The 16,447-nt window shown below is 45.3% G+C and carries 9 protein-coding genes and 3 pseudogenes; 7 read left to right on the top strand and 5 right to left on the bottom strand.

The features are described from left to right. Positions 1-130: 130 nt before the first annotated feature. Both AC5JL3_RS11735 and AC5JL3_RS11730 read right to left on the bottom strand, forming a co-directional pair. The gene (locus tag AC5JL3_RS11735) at positions 131-2,725 is read right to left on the bottom strand and encodes a DEAD/DEAH box helicase family protein (protein WP_496074659.1); all 2,595 of its coding nucleotides are present in this window, start codon (positions 2,723-2,725) and stop codon (positions 131-133) included. Positions 2,726-2,812: 87 nt separating this feature from the next. Next, positions 2,813-3,484 (bottom strand): Uma2 family endonuclease, encoded by a 672-nt coding sequence (locus AC5JL3_RS11730; RefSeq protein ID WP_496074658.1) that lies wholly within the window; start codon positions 3,482-3,484, stop codon positions 2,813-2,815. Positions 3,485-3,695: 211 nt separating this feature from the next. Between AC5JL3_RS11730 and glpX the strand changes: the two genes are divergently transcribed. From glpX to AC5JL3_RS11715, 3 genes are all read left to right on the top strand, one after another. Next, positions 3,696-4,733: a class II fructose-bisphosphatase gene (glpX, locus tag AC5JL3_RS11725; protein ID WP_496074657.1), complete on the top strand. Its 1,038-nt coding sequence runs from the start codon at positions 3,696-3,698 to the stop codon at positions 4,731-4,733. A gap of 727 nt (positions 4,734-5,460) precedes the next feature. Next, positions 5,461-6,747 carry a glutamyl-tRNA reductase gene (locus AC5JL3_RS11720; protein WP_192217974.1) on the top strand — a complete coding sequence of 429 codons (1,287 nt, stop codon included), beginning with the start codon at positions 5,461-5,463 and terminating at the stop codon, positions 6,745-6,747. 301 nt (positions 6,748-7,048) lie between these two features. Further along, positions 7,049-10,186, top strand: a complete 3,138-nt coding sequence (locus AC5JL3_RS11715; protein ID WP_496074656.1) for a UPF0182 family protein — start codon at positions 7,049-7,051, stop codon at positions 10,184-10,186. Between the two features lie 45 nt (positions 10,187-10,231). Here the strand turns inward: AC5JL3_RS11715 and AC5JL3_RS11710 are convergent, their stop codons facing one another. From AC5JL3_RS11710 to AC5JL3_RS11700, 3 genes are all read right to left on the bottom strand, one after another. Then, positions 10,232-11,218, bottom strand: coding sequence for a TIGR03885 family FMN-dependent LLM class oxidoreductase (locus AC5JL3_RS11710; RefSeq protein ID WP_496074655.1), 987 nt, complete (start codon positions 11,216-11,218; stop codon positions 10,232-10,234). Positions 11,219-11,349: 131 nt separating this feature from the next. Continuing rightward, positions 11,350-11,949 (bottom strand): DedA family protein, encoded by a 600-nt coding sequence (locus AC5JL3_RS11705; protein ID WP_496074654.1) that lies wholly within the window; start codon positions 11,947-11,949, stop codon positions 11,350-11,352. A 159-nt stretch (positions 11,950-12,108) separates the two neighbouring features. Further along, positions 12,109-12,495, bottom strand: a complete 387-nt coding sequence (locus tag AC5JL3_RS11700; protein ID WP_496074653.1) for an HAD family hydrolase — start codon at positions 12,493-12,495, stop codon at positions 12,109-12,111. Positions 12,496-12,904: 409 nt separating this feature from the next. Here AC5JL3_RS11700 and AC5JL3_RS11695 point away from each other — a divergent pair. The 4 genes and pseudogenes from AC5JL3_RS11695 to AC5JL3_RS11680 form a co-directional block, all read left to right on the top strand. Beyond that, positions 12,905-13,123, top strand: a pseudogene (locus AC5JL3_RS11695) (response regulator); the annotation flags it as partial. A 246-nt stretch (positions 13,124-13,369) separates the two neighbouring features. Then, positions 13,370-14,179: pseudogene (locus AC5JL3_RS11690) on the top strand (sensor histidine kinase); the annotation flags it as partial. A 303-nt stretch (positions 14,180-14,482) separates the two neighbouring features. Further along, positions 14,483-15,351: pseudogene (locus tag AC5JL3_RS11685) on the top strand (IS701 family transposase); the annotation flags it as partial. A 92-nt stretch (positions 15,352-15,443) separates the two neighbouring features. Next, a complete protein-coding gene (locus AC5JL3_RS11680) occupies positions 15,444-16,367 on the top strand; it encodes a hybrid sensor histidine kinase/response regulator (RefSeq protein ID WP_496074678.1) in 924 nt (307 codons plus the stop codon). Positions 16,368-16,447 lie beyond the last annotated feature (80 nt).

Genomic DNA, 16,447 nt, shown 5'->3' with positions numbered 1-16,447 from the left:
GCACTGCTGATTCCTGAACAAGGTAAACGCGATCGCATTTCGTAGGGTGCGTTTAGACGCACCTACAAGAGCTACTATTTAAACGAGTATTCATAGTCTCCAACCGAATTTAGCACTTGAACGAAATTACTCAAATGATTGGATCGAAAACATCAAACCCAGGTGCAGTTATAACGATTTCTTTTGGTCTGGCAACTCTAACCTGAAAGCGAACCAGCCGAATTTCTCTAAGTGTCTGTTTAAGATGCGGGATGACCCAACCAGGATTGTTACCAGCGTAAAGAGATATTTCCCATCGATACAAGTTTTCTCCTGTGCTGCTGTTGACTTTGATTTCAGAGTTAACAGCAGCACAGCGATAGAAAAAGTTGAGACTGCGACGAAGAGACAGTCTATATCCATCCTTATGATTTCCAAGCTTGATAAATTCTGATAACGGAACAGAGACAGGTGCCACAGCTAGAGGAGTCTTATGAATACGAAAGTCAATTGTTTCAGTTCCTTTAATCTGATTACATTGACTACAAAGAGTTTGTAAGTTATCTAGTGAGTGATCGCCACCATAATATTTAGGCTTGATGTGGTCAACTTGCAGCAAACGGCTGTTTTCTTCACCACAACAGAGGCAGCGGTTCCCATCTCGTTTCTTGACCAGCCTCTTAGCCTCTTCGGATGGTTCATCATCTTCGATATAATCATCTTCATTAGGTGGATATGGTTCATCATCTTCGATATAATCATCTTCATTAGGTGGATGTGGTTCTGGTGGCGGATTCAGAAGACGATTCACACAGACATCATACTGCTCTTTAAAGCGGATATAGTTCTGGTAAATTACATTCCAGTAACGGTCTGTTCTCTTGTATTCAACTTGCAATTTTTGATTTTCAGCTATGCGGTCTAACTTAGCTTTGATGAACCCTTGAGCCACAGTATCTAGGTTATGATTTTCCCGTTGCTCAAAGTCAAACCATCTTGGTTGTTCTCCATCGTTTTGAGAGACGTGACGTGCAATATGGAAGATATTTCTTAGAAGATTTTCGCCTATATATTCTTCTGAGTTTTTGAAATATTCTCGTTTCCACTCTTCAAGTTGGGTAAGCTTATCTTCAAAACTAACATCTATTTCAGCAAAGGCTTTGCTTTTTGCTTGGGTGAGACTCTGAATGAACTTTTCATAACTTTCTTTCTCATTGTCAAATACAAGCAATAGTTGGCGAACCTCATTATCTTCACTTTCAGAAACAACAGTCTGAAACTCAAGTAGATACCATCCGAGAGGAAGTAGAGTTAGGAAAGGAGGAAGAGAAGAGTCTTCCCTCATAGCTACTTGATCAGCCCATCGACGAACCAACTCAATAGAGATGAGGTCTAGAGGAGCTTGCTCTCCGTATTCAGGTATATCATCATTCTTACCACCATTAAAGTCAGCTTTCCCCCAGTCAATTACCTGCTTCCAATCATCAATAAAAGAGACAATATAAGCCTTATCTGTTCCACCAAACTGGGAACCACGCAATGCCCGTCCGATCATCTGGGTTAGTAAGATGCTACTAGTAGTCTGTCTAGTCAGGAAAACGGTTTGAGCATTAGGAACATCAGTACCTTCCGTCAGCATCTGGATATTAATTAGCACTTCCAAATCACCATTACGGAATTGCTCCAAAACTTCCTTATGATCGGCAAGAACGGCACTCGAATTTCTATCGACTTTCGTATAGATTGCTCTTGCTTTTACTCCGCGCTTCTCTAAGAACTTACATAAAGCTTCGCATTGATACCATCTATCTGCAAAGATAATAGTTTTCTTGTAGCGTTCCTTATACTTTACATAGGTATCAGCAATAAATTGATTGCGCTCTTCATTCTCGGCTAGCTTCTTGATGATATCTTCGGGTAAATCTTTATAGGTACTGACCCATTTTTTATATTCTTGCTCGTCAAATTCAACTTCAAGATTCGTGGAATGTTCCTCAAATTTTGGCTTGGCAAGGATACCATCACCTATGAGCCTATCTATAAAGCCTTCTGCATTCTTTGGGTAAATTACTTCTTGTGGAAAAAGCTCTCTAAGCCATCCACGTCTACTCTCATCTGTATAAGTTGGAGTAGCTGTTAAACCCAAGAGCCATATTTTATTACTAAAACGTTTACGCAAGTCCAGCATTAACTTGCGATAACTGTACGCTGGGGAGTGGTGTGCTTCATCAAAGACGACAAAAAGCTTATCTGCTGAGTTAAGGAACGGTTCGAGTTGAGTATCCTGGCGATTATAGGCTCCTCTTAATGTCTGGAGCGTAATAATCACAACGTCATCACTGGCTTTAATTGAATGGACGGGTTGATTTCCTAGTGAGACAACCCGCACGTTTAGCTGCCGTTTTTGTTCAGATATTCGCCCAACTTCTGACTCAAAACTATAGAAAGCTTGTTCTAGCAAATGTTTGGTATGTGCTAGCCATAAAACTTTATAGCCTTTGGAAACGGGACCCTCGTAGCTATCCAAAGACAGGCTAGAACAGAGGAAGCGACTAGCCGTGAAAGTTTTACCACCACCTGTTGGCAAAGCTAGAATACCACCAGCAGGCTCAGAGTATTGCTTTTTGAACCATTCCTTAAGTTTGGCTAAGGCTTCATTCTGATGATTAGCAGGTACTTTGTGAGACGGCTGCACCTTTTTCAGGTCAAACTCACGGTAAAAGTGACTCTTTTGAGCGTTAGTCATATTTCCTTAGCTAGGAATGCATACTTTGTAAGATAACGCAACCTCACCAGAGAATATTGAAGTGGTTGAGTAAGCCGCTATCCACGCTCAAACTTCATCGGGATTAACACCCATTGAACGCAATCTCTGTGCCAATCGCTCAACTTTAGATTGAGCTAATTCCTTTTGCTGTCGTTCTTGCTCTCTTTGTCTTTCTAGTTCCACATAGGTTAAAAACTTTTGCCCATCCGGTCGATAAATTTCTAATTCTGACGATAATTCCAACCGTATTCCCAAACGTGGACTTACCCAACCGACTATTGACTCAATATCATTAAGTTCATCACCAGAACGTAGCCAGCCAGTCAAATCAACGTTATCAGGGTCATACATATAGTATTCCTCCACCCCGTAGCGTTCGTAGAACCGCAGTTTCTTGACCATCTCACCTAAGCGATTTCCTGGAGAAAGCACTTCAAAAACAACTTGAGGAGGAATATTATCTTCTCGCCATTGTTGATAAAAACCTCTGTCTCCTTTTGGTCTGCCAAAAACTACCATGACATCAGGAGCTAATCGAATTCTGCTATCTCCCTCAACGGGATACCAAAGTAAATCGCCAGCGACCAAGATATCAGCATTATCTTTGAATAGAGCGTCTAACCCTCCTTGAATAGTTGTGATGCAGCGAAACTGCTTGGTATTGTCTGCCATCGGCTGTCCGTCGCTGTCAGGGTAAACGATCACTGGTTCGGCAGAAGGTTGAACTGATGCTGTCATTGGGATGTCTCCGTTTTGGCTCTACTAGCCTCGACGATAACAAAGTCATATTTTTTAGAGGTATGGCTGAAGGCTAGAAAATGAATCGCAGTAAAACTTAACACCCCTCTCAGACTACACTTGTTTCCAGGGGTATCCCCTCTGATAGACTTGAAAACTGGAACAGCCAGATGAAACGTCGCAAAATCAAGCATTTGGGAGAACGGGTGTCGTGGAAAATACACTAGGTTTAGAGATTATTGAAGTTGTCGAACAAGCCGCGATCGCCAGCGCCAGGTGGATGGGGAAAGGCGAAAAGAACACAGCCGACCAAGTGGCTGTGGAAGCCATGCGGGAACGGATGAACAAAATCTACATGCGGGGTCGCATCGTCATTGGAGAAGGGGAGCGAGATGACGCTCCGATGCTCTACATTGGCGAAGAAGTCGGCATCTGTACCCGTGAAGATGCCAAAGCCTACTGCAACCCAGACGAGCTAGTTGAGATTGATATTGCTGTTGACCCCTGCGAAGGCACCAACTTGGTCGCCTATGGACAGAACGGTTCAATGGCAGTGTTAGCCATTGCCGAGAAGGGTGGTTTGTTTGCTGCTCCTGACTTTTACATGAAGAAGCTAGCCGCACCACCACAAGCCAAGGGTCATGTCGATATCAACAAGTCGGCTACCGAAAACCTAAAAATTCTCTCTGAGTGCTTGGAGCGATCAATTGAGGAACTGGTAGTCGTCGTCATGAAGCGGGAGCGTCACGACGACCTGATTAAGGAAATTCGCCAAGCTGGGGCAAGAGTCCGACTGATCAGCGATGGAGACGTTTCTGCTGCCATTTCCTGCGGCTTTGCGGGTACTAATATCCATGCCTTGATGGGTATTGGGGCTGCACCCGAAGGCGTTATCTCAGCAGCAGCGATGCGCTGTTTGGGCGGACACTTCCAAGGTCAATTAATCTATGACCCTGCGATTGTGAAAACGGGTCTGATTGGCGAAAGCAAAGAAAGCAACCTTGAGCGGCTCAGCTCAATGGGGATTAACGACCCAGATAAGGTTTACAACGATGACGAGCTAGCATCGGGTAAGACCGTGCTATTTGCCGCTTGTGGTATTACACCTGGAACCCTCATGGACGGCGTCCGGTTCTTCCACGGTGGTGCGCGGACTCAGAGCTTGGTCATCTCCAATCAGTCACAGACGGCTCGGTTTGTGGACACAATCCACATGTTCGATAAGCCAAAGACCCTGCAATTGAGGTAGGAGCAACGCCCAATCATAGATACTAACTGAATCGCTCTTATCTAGCAGCAGTTAGTAGAAAGCCAGAGTATAAGCGATCGCCCTCATCTCCTCTAGCTGAACCAAGAAAGGCAGAGGGCAGAGGGCAAAAGGCAGAAGGCTTTTATGGATTTATCCCGGTGCCGATGCTACGAGCATAGGAGCGACGGATTGTAGCCAAGGGTTTCAATCCCCGTTTGAACGGAACATAAAAGCCCTCTACTTCCTGCCTTCTGCCTTCCCTTGAATGATTACCTTCACAGGTGCTACCGCCCCTAAAGAGTGCGGATGCCTGAGTCAATGATCAAAAATTGGGGATTGAGGAGAATTGTGTACCGTGCAGGTTGTTAGGCTAGGAATAGTGTCAACCCGTGAATCTATCACTACAAAGAACCTTGCCTATTCCCAACGGTCATACTTGAAGCGATGTGCAACTTTTGATTAGTCCCCCTTTCAGGGGAAAAGAGGGATGAAGACATAAATTGTCTAGCCTTAGCTTCCTCCTTTGCCCCGGAAAATGGGAAATCAAAATTCTAAAGTTGCACATCGCCCGTACTCTGGTTTAATTAAACGATATTTTCTAAATACTTCATTTTCTAGGGAAATCGGGTCTTAACCTCTGATAATTAGACAGGTTGCAACCATCCCTGAGTCTCTTTACAAACATCGTGATATCTGACCGAGAAGACGACAAATAGTTGGAGAACACATGAATATCGCAGTCGTAGGTCTAAGCCACAAGACAGCGCCAGTTGAAGTTCGGGAAAAACTGAGCATTCAAGAAGCGAAGATGGAAAGTGTCGTACAGCAGCTATGTAGCTATCCTCACATTGAAGAGGTAGCAATACTCAGCACCTGTAACCGCTTGGAAATCTATGTTGTTGCGACGGAAACTGAAGCAGGCGTTCGAGAACTAAGCCAGTTTCTCTCAGAATTGGGTCAACTTCCCTTACACCAGTTGCGACAACACCTGTTTGTCCTGTTGCATCAGGATGCAGTAATGCACCTAATGCGAGTTGCCGCTGGTCTTGATAGCTTAGTGCTAGGGGAAGGACAGATTCTAGCGCAGGTCAAACACACCCACAAATTGGGTCAACAGTACAACGGCATTGGTAGACTGCTCAACCGACTCTTTAAACAAGCAATAACCGCAGGCAAGCGAGTCCGCACAGAAACCAGCATTGGGACAGGTGCTGTCTCGATCAGCTCGGCTGCTGTAGAATTGGCTCAGATCAAAGCCCAAAACTTAGCGGCTTGCCGAGTTGCGATTTTGGGTGCTGGCAAGATGTCACGCTTGCTGGTGCAACACCTGCTATCCAAAGGTGCTGTTAATATTTCAATTTTGAATCGTTCTCAGGCACGATCTGAGGAATTAGCCCGACAGTTTGCCAATGCAAATCTAGAACTGCACTCGCTTTCGGATATGATGCGAGTAATTGCGGAGTCAGATTTGGTGTTTACCAGTACGGCAGCGACAGAACCATTACTCGATCGCGCAAAACTCGAAGCTGTCCTAGAGCCAAATCGACCAGTAATGTTATTTGATATCTCTGTGCCTCGAAATGTTGCCGCAGACGTCAATGAGCTAGACAATGTTCAAGCCTTCAACGTTGACGATTTAAAAGCTGTTGTTGCCCAAAACCAAGAAAGCCGTCGTCAGATGGCACTGGAAGCAGAAGTACTTTTGGACGAAGAAGTTGAAGCCTTTGAAGTGTGGTGGCGATCGCTTGAAACCGTAACCACGATTAGCTGTCTGAGAGACAAAATTGAAACAATTCGTGAGCAAGAGCTAGAAAAAGCCTTATCACGTCTGGGGACAGAATTTGCTGAAAAACATCAAGAGGTCATCGAAGCCCTAACACGGGGTATCGTGAATAAAATTCTCCATGACCCGATGGTGCAATTACGTGCTCAGCAAGACATTGAGGCAAGACGCCTCGCTATGCAATCGCTGCAAATGCTCTTCAACTTGGATAAAGGCGAACAATTTAGCTAAGGAAGTAGGAAGATGGGGTAATAGGGAGGTAGGAAGTTAATATATAGCCCTTCTCGATTGGATGCGGTACACTCTGACCTCTCTGGAAAACCTCTCTCCTACTCTTGAGTGAGGCTTTGATTCTTACTCCCCTTCCCGGAATCGGGAAGGGGTTGGGGGTTAGGTTTTTCTGATGTACACGCGCGTAACTGAGAACTGCTATACATAAACTTTGGGAGTTTTTCACTCATCACCCCACCACCTCATCACCCTATTATTGAGGGAATTTATTGGAAACTTGCGTTGAAAGCTCCTTCAGTTGATGCTCAAACGGTTGTGGAACTATAGTTTTCGTTCAATTGTCTTACTACTAGGACTCGCATTGTCTTGGGACTTGCTGTCTCACCTAGTAGCAGAAATCCTATGGTTTCAGGAAGTTGGCTATCAAGCTGCATTTCTCAGACGCTTAGAAACCCAATTGGGTCTGTGGGTACTTGTTGCTAGTATCTCGGCTGGATTTTTACTCGGTAACTTGTATCTCGCCAACCGACTTAAATATCCCAAAGAAAGTCCTCTAGGGATTGAACACTCAGATATTGCCCAAGAAATACGGGTTGGACGAAATAGGGCAAACTTGTCAAGAAGAATCCAAAACTCCGACTCGATCACTCGTCGTCAGGGTGGTGGAGTCATCCATTCAAAACTTAGGACAGAAAACGAGGCAATACCCCGACCAATCGGGACGAACAGAGGATTACAACTTCCACAAAAGGCTTCTGACACTTCAGCTACCCTAAGGTTGCGATCGCTTTTGCCAGTTGTGTTGTTGCTTAGTGTAGTCGTAGGTTTGATGCTGCTGCACTACGGCAAAATTGCTCTTTCACTTTGGCATCCCAATTTAGAAACACGCTCAATTGCGTCTGTAGCAACTGCAACACCACCGATACCATCCTCCTTTGATTTGGGAGCCGTACAACAACTTTTACTACAACCCTTATTAGCAGAAATTTTGCAGCTAGGCGTACTGACAGCGGTTGTGATTGCACTGATTGTCCAGCCTCAGTTTTGGTTGACGGCAATAGCTGCTGTACTTTCTTTGTTTTGGTCGCTGCTTCTCTCTGGACAGTGGGGCAAGATTTTGCAGTATTTCTATCCCACTTCCTTCAACACCAAAGAGCCACTATTTGGCAATGATATTAGCTTCTATATCTTCAAATTTCCCGTATGGCAGCTATTGGACTTTTGGTTAGGGGGACTGTTTGTCTTTGGTCTAATCGCCGTCACACTGATTTATTTACTCTCGGCTGATAGCTTCTCTGAGGGTAAGTTTCCTGGTTTTTCTCAAAGTCAGTTGCGCCACTTGTACGGGTTAGGTAGCACTGTCGCAGCAAGCGTTGCTCTTCACTACTGGCTTTCACGTTATGAATTACTCTATTCCACCATTGGGGTTATCTATGGGGCAAGCTACACCGCCATCAATGCCCAATTACCAGCCAATACAGCTTTGAGTGTCGCGGCGGGTGCGATCGCAATTTTCTTTCTGCTGCAAACGATTTTCTGGTTTAGATACCGCAAGACAAGCGGTAAGACAGCATTAATCCTATTAGGACTGTACTTGGCGATGGTCGGACTAGTTGGTGTAGCTGTCCCTGCTGCTGTGCAACGCTTTGCTGTCCAACCGAATGAACTGGCGCGAGAACAACCCTATATTCAACGGAGTATTGCCCTCACACGAGCAGCCTTTGAACTAGAGAGTATTAACGTTGAAACCTTTAACCCCGAAGGTGAACTCACGAACGCGGATTTAGAAGAGAATAACCTAACGATTCGCAATATCCGCCTTTGGGACGAACGCCCTCTTTTAGAAACTAACCGCCAACTGCAACAAATTCGCCTCTACTACAGGTTTCCTGACGCTGATATTGACCGATATACTCTCAAGGTTGAGCCAGTCGCCAGTGGTACAGAACAACCAACTCCGGACAACGGACAACCGACAAACACTGAAAAGCAACAAGTCCTTATTGCTGCGCGTGAGTTAGACTATAGTGCTGTTCCTCAACAGGCAAAGACTTGGGTAAATAAACACTTAATTTATACCCACGGCTTTGGTTTTACCCTAAGTCCTGTTAATACGGTAGGTCCTGGTGGATTGCCAGACTACTTTGTCAAAGATATTGGTACGGGTGCTGATGAGACTAGTACCTTAACAACGTCGAGTGAACGCATTCGAGAAAGTATTCCGATTGGGAAGCCTCGGATTTACTACGGCGAAATTACTAACACCTATGTGATGTCGTCAACAACAACTAGGGAGTTGGATTATCCCAGTGGCGATGAAAATATCTACAACACCTACGACGGTAAGGGTGGTGTGCGCTTAAATTCCCAGTGGCGCCGGTTGCTGTTTGCTCAGTATCTCAAAGACTGGCAGATGTTGCTGACTCGCAATATTTCTTCTGAGAGTAAACTCTTATTCCGTCGTAACATTAACCAGCGCATTCGTGCGATCGCACCTTTTTTACGCTACGACCACGACCCGTATTTGGTAGTCGCTGATGCTAGTGAGGAAAAAACAGAGAACTACCTCTACTGGATTGTTGATGCCTACACAACAAGCGATCGCTATCCCTATTCCGACCCTGGCAAGAACGAATTTAACTATATCCGCGATTCAATCAAAGTCGTCATTGATGCCTATCACGGTGACGTGAATTTCTACGTCGCTGACCCCCAAGACCCGATTATTAAGACCTGGGCGGCTGTTTTCCCCGGACTTTTCAAACCGCTAGATGCGATGCCAACTGCCTTACGCAGCCATATTCGGTATCCACAAGACTTTTTTAGCATTCAATCTGAGCGATTGCTGACTTACCATATGACCGACCCGCAGGTGTTCTACAACCGGGAAGACCAATGGCAGGTTCCCCAGGAGATTTATGGTGGTGAACCGCGAGCGGTAGAGCCATATCATTTGATAATGAAGCTGCCAGCTGCCGATTCAGAAGAATTTATCCTGCTCCTACCCTTCACACCAACTCAACGTACAAACTTAATTGCTTGGTTAGCTGGACGTTCTGATGGTGAGAACTATGGCAAGCTATTACTTTACCAGTTCCCTAAACAGCAGTTGGTTTACGGCCAAGAACAAATCGAAGCTTTGATTAATCAAGACCCAGTGATATCTCAACAGATTTCGCTATGGAATCGCCAAGGCTCACGGGCGCTTCAGGGGAATCTTTTAGTGATTCCGATTGAGCGATCGCTTCTTTATGTCGAACCTCTTTATCTAGAAGCCGAACAGAATAGCTTACCGACTTTAGTACGGGTGATTGTGGTTTACGAAAATCGGATTGTTATGGCCCCAACTCTCGATCAAGCCCTCCAAGCCATCTTTCAGCCAGACCAACAGCCAACACCTGCAATCGTCCGCCCAGTCGAGGAACCTGCTCTACCTTAGTTATTCGAGAAACGCTATAACGATTGCCCTCAACAATGATGCCTGTCAGTGGTGTGCGTCAGCGAAGTCTGCTGTCGCGATCGCCGGAAGCACTTTCTCACCGAAAACCTCAATGAACTGCTCCTGTTCTAAGTTCACATTATGCAGGACAAGTTCACTAAATCCGAGTTCTATATCCTTCTGTAACCAATCAATGTGCTGCTGGGGGTCAGCAGAAATCCGCACCGCGCTGTCCATGTCCTCCGGTCTGACAAACTGCGCTGCCGCATCAAACTGCTTGGGCGTCCACAATTCCGCTAGGGCAACACTCCTGAAAATGTTGGTACGCCACTGCTCGTAGGCTCCAAGTCGTGCCTCTGCCTCATCTTTGGCGTAGGAGAGTTGCACCTTGAGATACATCGGCTTACCTTCTCCCCCGCCTCGATAAAACGCTTCTACCACCTTCTTCAGTTCTTCAGGAGGGCGGGAGATGGTGTACAGCCCATCAGCCCAAGACCCCAGCCACTCGGCTGTTTCAGTTGTGACAGCCGCTCCAATCACCCCCAGGGGAATCTCAGGCCGAGTGTAGAGCTTTGCTTCCTCAACGCGCACCCGCCCGTAGTGGGTAACTGTTTCTCCCGCCCACAAGGCGCGGATAATATCAACACACTCCTTGAGGCGAGCATTCCGTTCGGATTTGGGAGGCCAGTGTTCTCCAGTAATTCGCTCATTAAGTGCCTCACCACTTGCCAGCGAAACCCACAAGCGATTGGGGAACATTTCTGCCAGCGTTGCTGCCGCTTGGGCAACAATGGCAGGGTGATACCGTTGCCCCGGAGCGCAAATGACACCGAAGGGAAGGGACGTTGCCTGCATTGCTGCGCCTAGCCATGCCCAAGAGAAGCCGCTTTCCCCTTGGCGATCGCTCCAGGGATGGAAGTGGTCAGAGGATGAGCCAGCCGTGAATCCAGCAAGCTGGGCCATTTGAACGTATTTCAAAAGAGCGCTCGGCTTGAACTGCTCGTGGGAAGCATGATATGCAATCTTTACCATGATGATTCCTTTGTATGTGATGTCATACTAAATTAATGATATTAATGATGCTTAACGTATCTCAACAATTTGATAGCGGGAGTAAGCGTCGTGATCAAGAAACTGCGAGGTTATCTCTACAGCTGTTTGAATTACTGTTTCTTTTTGCGCCTCGCAACCCAGATACCAAATGCAACTATCAGAGCAACGAGTACAATTCCGGAAGCAGGCCCAAGGAACTTTTCTACTAATTTATAGTTTTGCCCTAGCAACAATCCCGCATAGGTTAACAAACCTACCCACAATGCAGTACCCGATGTTGAGTACAGCAGGAACGGTACTAAGTGCATTTTGTCAATTCCTGCGGGAACTGAAATCAAGGTGCGGACTCCCGGTACAAGGCGACAAAAGGACACTGCGATACCACCGTGTTTGTCGAACCACTGCTTAGATTTGTCGATATGCTTACCAGATAGCGTCAGCCACCTACCGTACTTATCAGCTAAATTCTTCAAGCGGTCTTCGCCCAATTGCTTGCCTGCGTAGTACCAAGGCAGTGCGCCCAGCACGGAACCCACCATCCCCGCCAAAATTACATAGACTACGTTCAACTTGCCCTGCGTTACCGTGAACCCTGCCAAGGGCATGATAATCTCCGAAGGCACGGGGGGAAATATGTTTTCTACGAACATCAGCAGAGCAATTCCCAGATAGCCTAAAGAGTTGATAGTACCTGTAATCCATTCAAGCATTGAGCGATTCCTTTAATTAGGAAATTGGGACAGAGCAAAGACGAAAAACTAGTACAAGAAGCCAGAAGGCTCCAGGGCAGAGGGTAGAAGGAAGAAAGGCTTATAACTTTCTACTTTTGGGTCTGTTGTTAACTGGTCACCTCTTTCTGCCAGCTTGGTCTAGTCAATCTTCACCATGCCAGAAGTAATCAAGTAGAACTCAACCTCGATATCTGGGAGAATTTCCTTAACACTCTGCCGCAAGCGATCGAACATTTCGGGCACACCATCAAACGGCGCTAACTCCTGACCGAATTTGGCACTGTAGTCTTTGGTAATCTTGTCGGAGCGATCGCGTCGCTTCGATTCCTGAATCAGGCTGTAAAATCGGGCAAGAATCGGTTCCCAAGCGTTGTCGGTTAGGGGTTGAATCTGTTCGGCTCGAAATGCCTGGGAATCAATTCTACAGCTTTCAAGCAGGCTATCAACCGTATCCAGGACGAGGGTGTCATCGAAGTCGAATACCAAGGCAATGCGGTTAGAGTATGGTTTTGTCGCTTTTGTCATAAAAACCTCCTTAAAAATTAGCCGACAACTGCAACCTCGTAGTTGTGTCCTTTGAGTTGAAACCAGAAGAAAGTGAAACAGATGGGTGCCGATTAGTGAAGTGCGATCGCAGAACTTGAATAATCTTTATTAACTGCCAAGTGTACTGTTCTCCTCTGCTTGTAGCTGCTCAATCTCAGCTATAGGCAACAATAACGTCTCCTCAATCTCATCCTAAATTTTTTCCCTTTCTTCTAGGTTATTCACACCACAATGTATCACTGTCCAACGTCTACTCCCATGACTCTTGGTTTCTATCAGTAAGTCTGGTTAAGGTAGAAGCTAGAGGAAATCCAGCGTAGGACATATAGTTGGCATCCTTACAAAAAGCGGCAATTGAGGGCGATTTAGATTTAATACTTACCCTATTATGTCTATCCAGTCATCTCCACCTGACCTGATTTTGTTGGACATCATGATGCCGGAACTAAACGGCTATGAAGTCTGTTCTAGATTGAAAGCTTCTTGTCAAACCAAGGACATTCCGATTATCTTCATTAGTGCCTTGAATGAAGTGTTTGATAAGGTAAAAGCGTTTGAAGTCGGTGGGGTGGACTACATTACCAAACATTTTCAAGCTCAAGAGGTTTTGGCTCGTGTCGAGCATCAGTTACACATCCAAAGACTTTCTCAACAACTTGTAGAGCAAAATGCACAACTGGAGACGGCAAACCGGGCACTGAAAGACGAAATCCAGGAGCGCCAGCAGGTTGAAGAGTTGCTACGCTCTACGCTTGAGTCTCTAGAAGTTAACGTTCAGGAACGGACAGCCGAATTAACTAAAATCAACGAATCTCTACAGGCTGAAATCGGTCAGCGAAAGCGGGTAGAGTCAATGCTTCAACTAACACAATTTTCTGTACAACAGGCATCCGATTCAATTTTTTGGGTTGACTCTGATGCCAAAATCTTAGGTGTTAATAAGGCCGCTTGTCACTTATTAGGCTATTCGGAAGAAGAATTGCTGTCTCTGAGCGTACACGATATCGAGCCAGACTACCATGCTGACATTTGGTTAACTCACTGGCAGGAACTTAAAGAACACGGCAGCCTAACATTTGAGTCTCGCCACAAGAGGAAGGATGGAACGATAAGACCCACTGAAGTCAATGCAAACTTTTTAGAATTTGAGGGCAAGGAATACAATTTTGCTTTCGCACGCGACATCACTGAGCGCAAACTCACCCAACGCAAGCTGATTCATACCGAAAAAATGTCCAGCCTCGGACAACTTATTGCCAGCGTCGCCCACGAAATCAACAACCCTGTCAACTTCATCGGAGCTAACCTCAGCCATGTAGATAACTATACACGGGATTTACTCGCTTTAATCAGCCTTTATCAGGAGGGCTATGCCCACAGTTCTCCTGAAATCCAAGACAAAATAGAAGAGATTGACCTGGATTTTTTAATAGAAGATTTGCCCAAAACTTTGTCTTCAATGAAGATGGGAGCTGAGCGCATTGGCGAGATTGTGCTGACGTTGCGGAGCTTCTCCCGGCTTGATGAAGCGCAAATGAAATCTGTCAACATTCATGAGGGAATCGATAGCACTTTGTTGATTTTGCGCGATCGCCTGAAAGAAAAGCCAGAGCATTCGGCTATTTCTATTATTAAGGAATACGGCAACTTACCTTTAGTCGAATCTTTGAGTCGCTGACGTACTGTATTGGGCTTTTCTCCATTGATCTTGGCAATGAAGTTAGATACCTGGGTTAAACTACTTGATTTGGTCATCACCATGCCAAAACTCCACGTCGCTAGGGAAGGCGACTTGAGGGAGTGATAGATGATTCATCTGCTGTGACACTATACGTGACCACTCTAAAAGATGCTTATTTGAAAGCATTTTTAGTTCTGGATGCACCTAAGTTTCATCCTCTATTTTCACTGCCGTGCTGGTGACTACTCACACCTCTGTAAAAAACCTACACCTGTCAGACGCCTACTTTGGGATAACGTTAAATATCTGATCCAACTAGATGAAGATGGCTCGATTATTTTCGATGATACGGTTATTGACAAAAACTCCTCTCGTTGTATTGAACTTGTCCGCCGACAGTATAGTGGTACAGAGCATCGTGTAATTCGAGGAATTGGTCTAATCAGTTGTGTCTATGTCAATGTAAAGACCGGACAATTCTGGGTAATTGACTACCGAATTTATGACCCTGATGGGGATGGAAAGAACAAGCTCGACCATGTAGCATATCTGCTACATGGTCTTGTGTACGGCAAGCAGCTACCCTTCGTCAGAGTGTTGATGGATAGTTGGTATGCCGCTCTCTTATCTGATGGCTTTCATCGAACAACTCGGAAAAATTTATTACTGCCCTTTGAAACGGAATCGCTTGGTAGATGATAGTGGAGGAGTAGAGAAATATAAACAGATTGAACAATTGAGGTGGTCAACAGAAGAACAACAGCAGGGTAAGTTGATTAAAATCAAGAACTTTCCCAAATATAAAAAGGTGAAATTATTCCGGGTTACTATCTCTACCAATAGAACGGACTATATTGTCACTAATGACTGCTCTCAAAACTCAACGGATGAGGTTCAAAAAGCGAACGCTGTTCGTTGGAAAGTCGAGGAGTTTCACGCCCGGACTTAAGCAACTTACTGGTATTGAAGCTTGCCAATGCCGTAAAGCTAGGATTCAAAGAAATCATATCGCTTGTGCGATTCTAGCTTGGACTCACTTGAACAGATTAGCTGCACTCACTGCTCAAACCATTTACCAACTAAAACACCAATGGCTTTCTGGTTACTTGATTAAGGAACTTAAACATCCCTCTGTTCCCATGCAACTTGTGTGACACCTACTCTATATCTAGTGTCTTTGCGTAAGTCCTGAGCTTCTTGTCAAACCAAGGACATTCCGATTATCTTCATTAGTGCCTTGAATGAAGTGTTTGATAAGGTAAAAGCGTTTGAAGTAGGCGGGGTAGACTACATCACCAAACCGTTTCAAGCTCAAGAGGTTTTGGCTCGTGTCGAGCATCAGTTACAACTCCGAAGGCTCACTCAGCAACTTTTAGAGCAAAATGCACGACTGCAACAGGAAGTTCATCAGCGCGAGATGGCAGAAGCCGAAGTTCGTAAGGCACTCTCTAAGGAACAAGAACTCAACCAACTCAAATCCTACTTTGTTTCTATGGTGTCTCACGAGTTCCGCAATCCCCTAACCGCCATCTTAGGTTTTGCTGAATTCATGAAAGATTGCAGTCAACAATTATCTGAACAGAAAAAACAGGAGTACCTTCGTCAAATTGAAGAATCTGCTCGACGGATGACAGCGCTGTTAAATGATGTGCTGAGTATTGGACAGGCAGAAGCGGGGAAACTAGAATTCAACCCCCAACCCCTAGCTGTCGAAGAATTCTGCGACGATTTAGTGGAAGAAATAAAACGGGTTAATAGTGCCCAGCATCGAATCGCCTTTTCCAGCCAAAGACAATTGACCAAAGCTTGCATGGATAAAAACTTGCTGCGGCAAATTCTGACTAATTTGCTCTCAAATGCAATTAAGTATTCACCAGAAGGCAGCACCGTCACATTTAACTTAGTTTGTCAGGATGGAGAGGCAATCTTCCACATTAAGGATGAGGGAATTGGAATTTCTCCAGAAGACCAACAACAACTGTTTGAATCGTTTCATCGAGGGAGCAATGTTGGCAAAATCTCTGGGACAGGATTAGGGTTAACCATTGTTAAAACAGCCGTGGATTTACACGGAGGTCAGATTGCGGTGAAGAGTGAGGTTGGCACAGGGACAACCTTTAGCGTTGCAATTCCCTTGAATAACTCAAGCCAGAATGCCAGAACGGATTGATTACCGCTTAGCTTCATCTTCTACACTATCGAGTATCTTACCTTTAGAACCTGCATCATTTATGAGTTGACAAATTGTAA

Source organism: Symplocastrum torsivum, from assembly GCF_059505465.1.
This window is presented reverse-complemented; position numbering and strand designations above follow the sequence as displayed.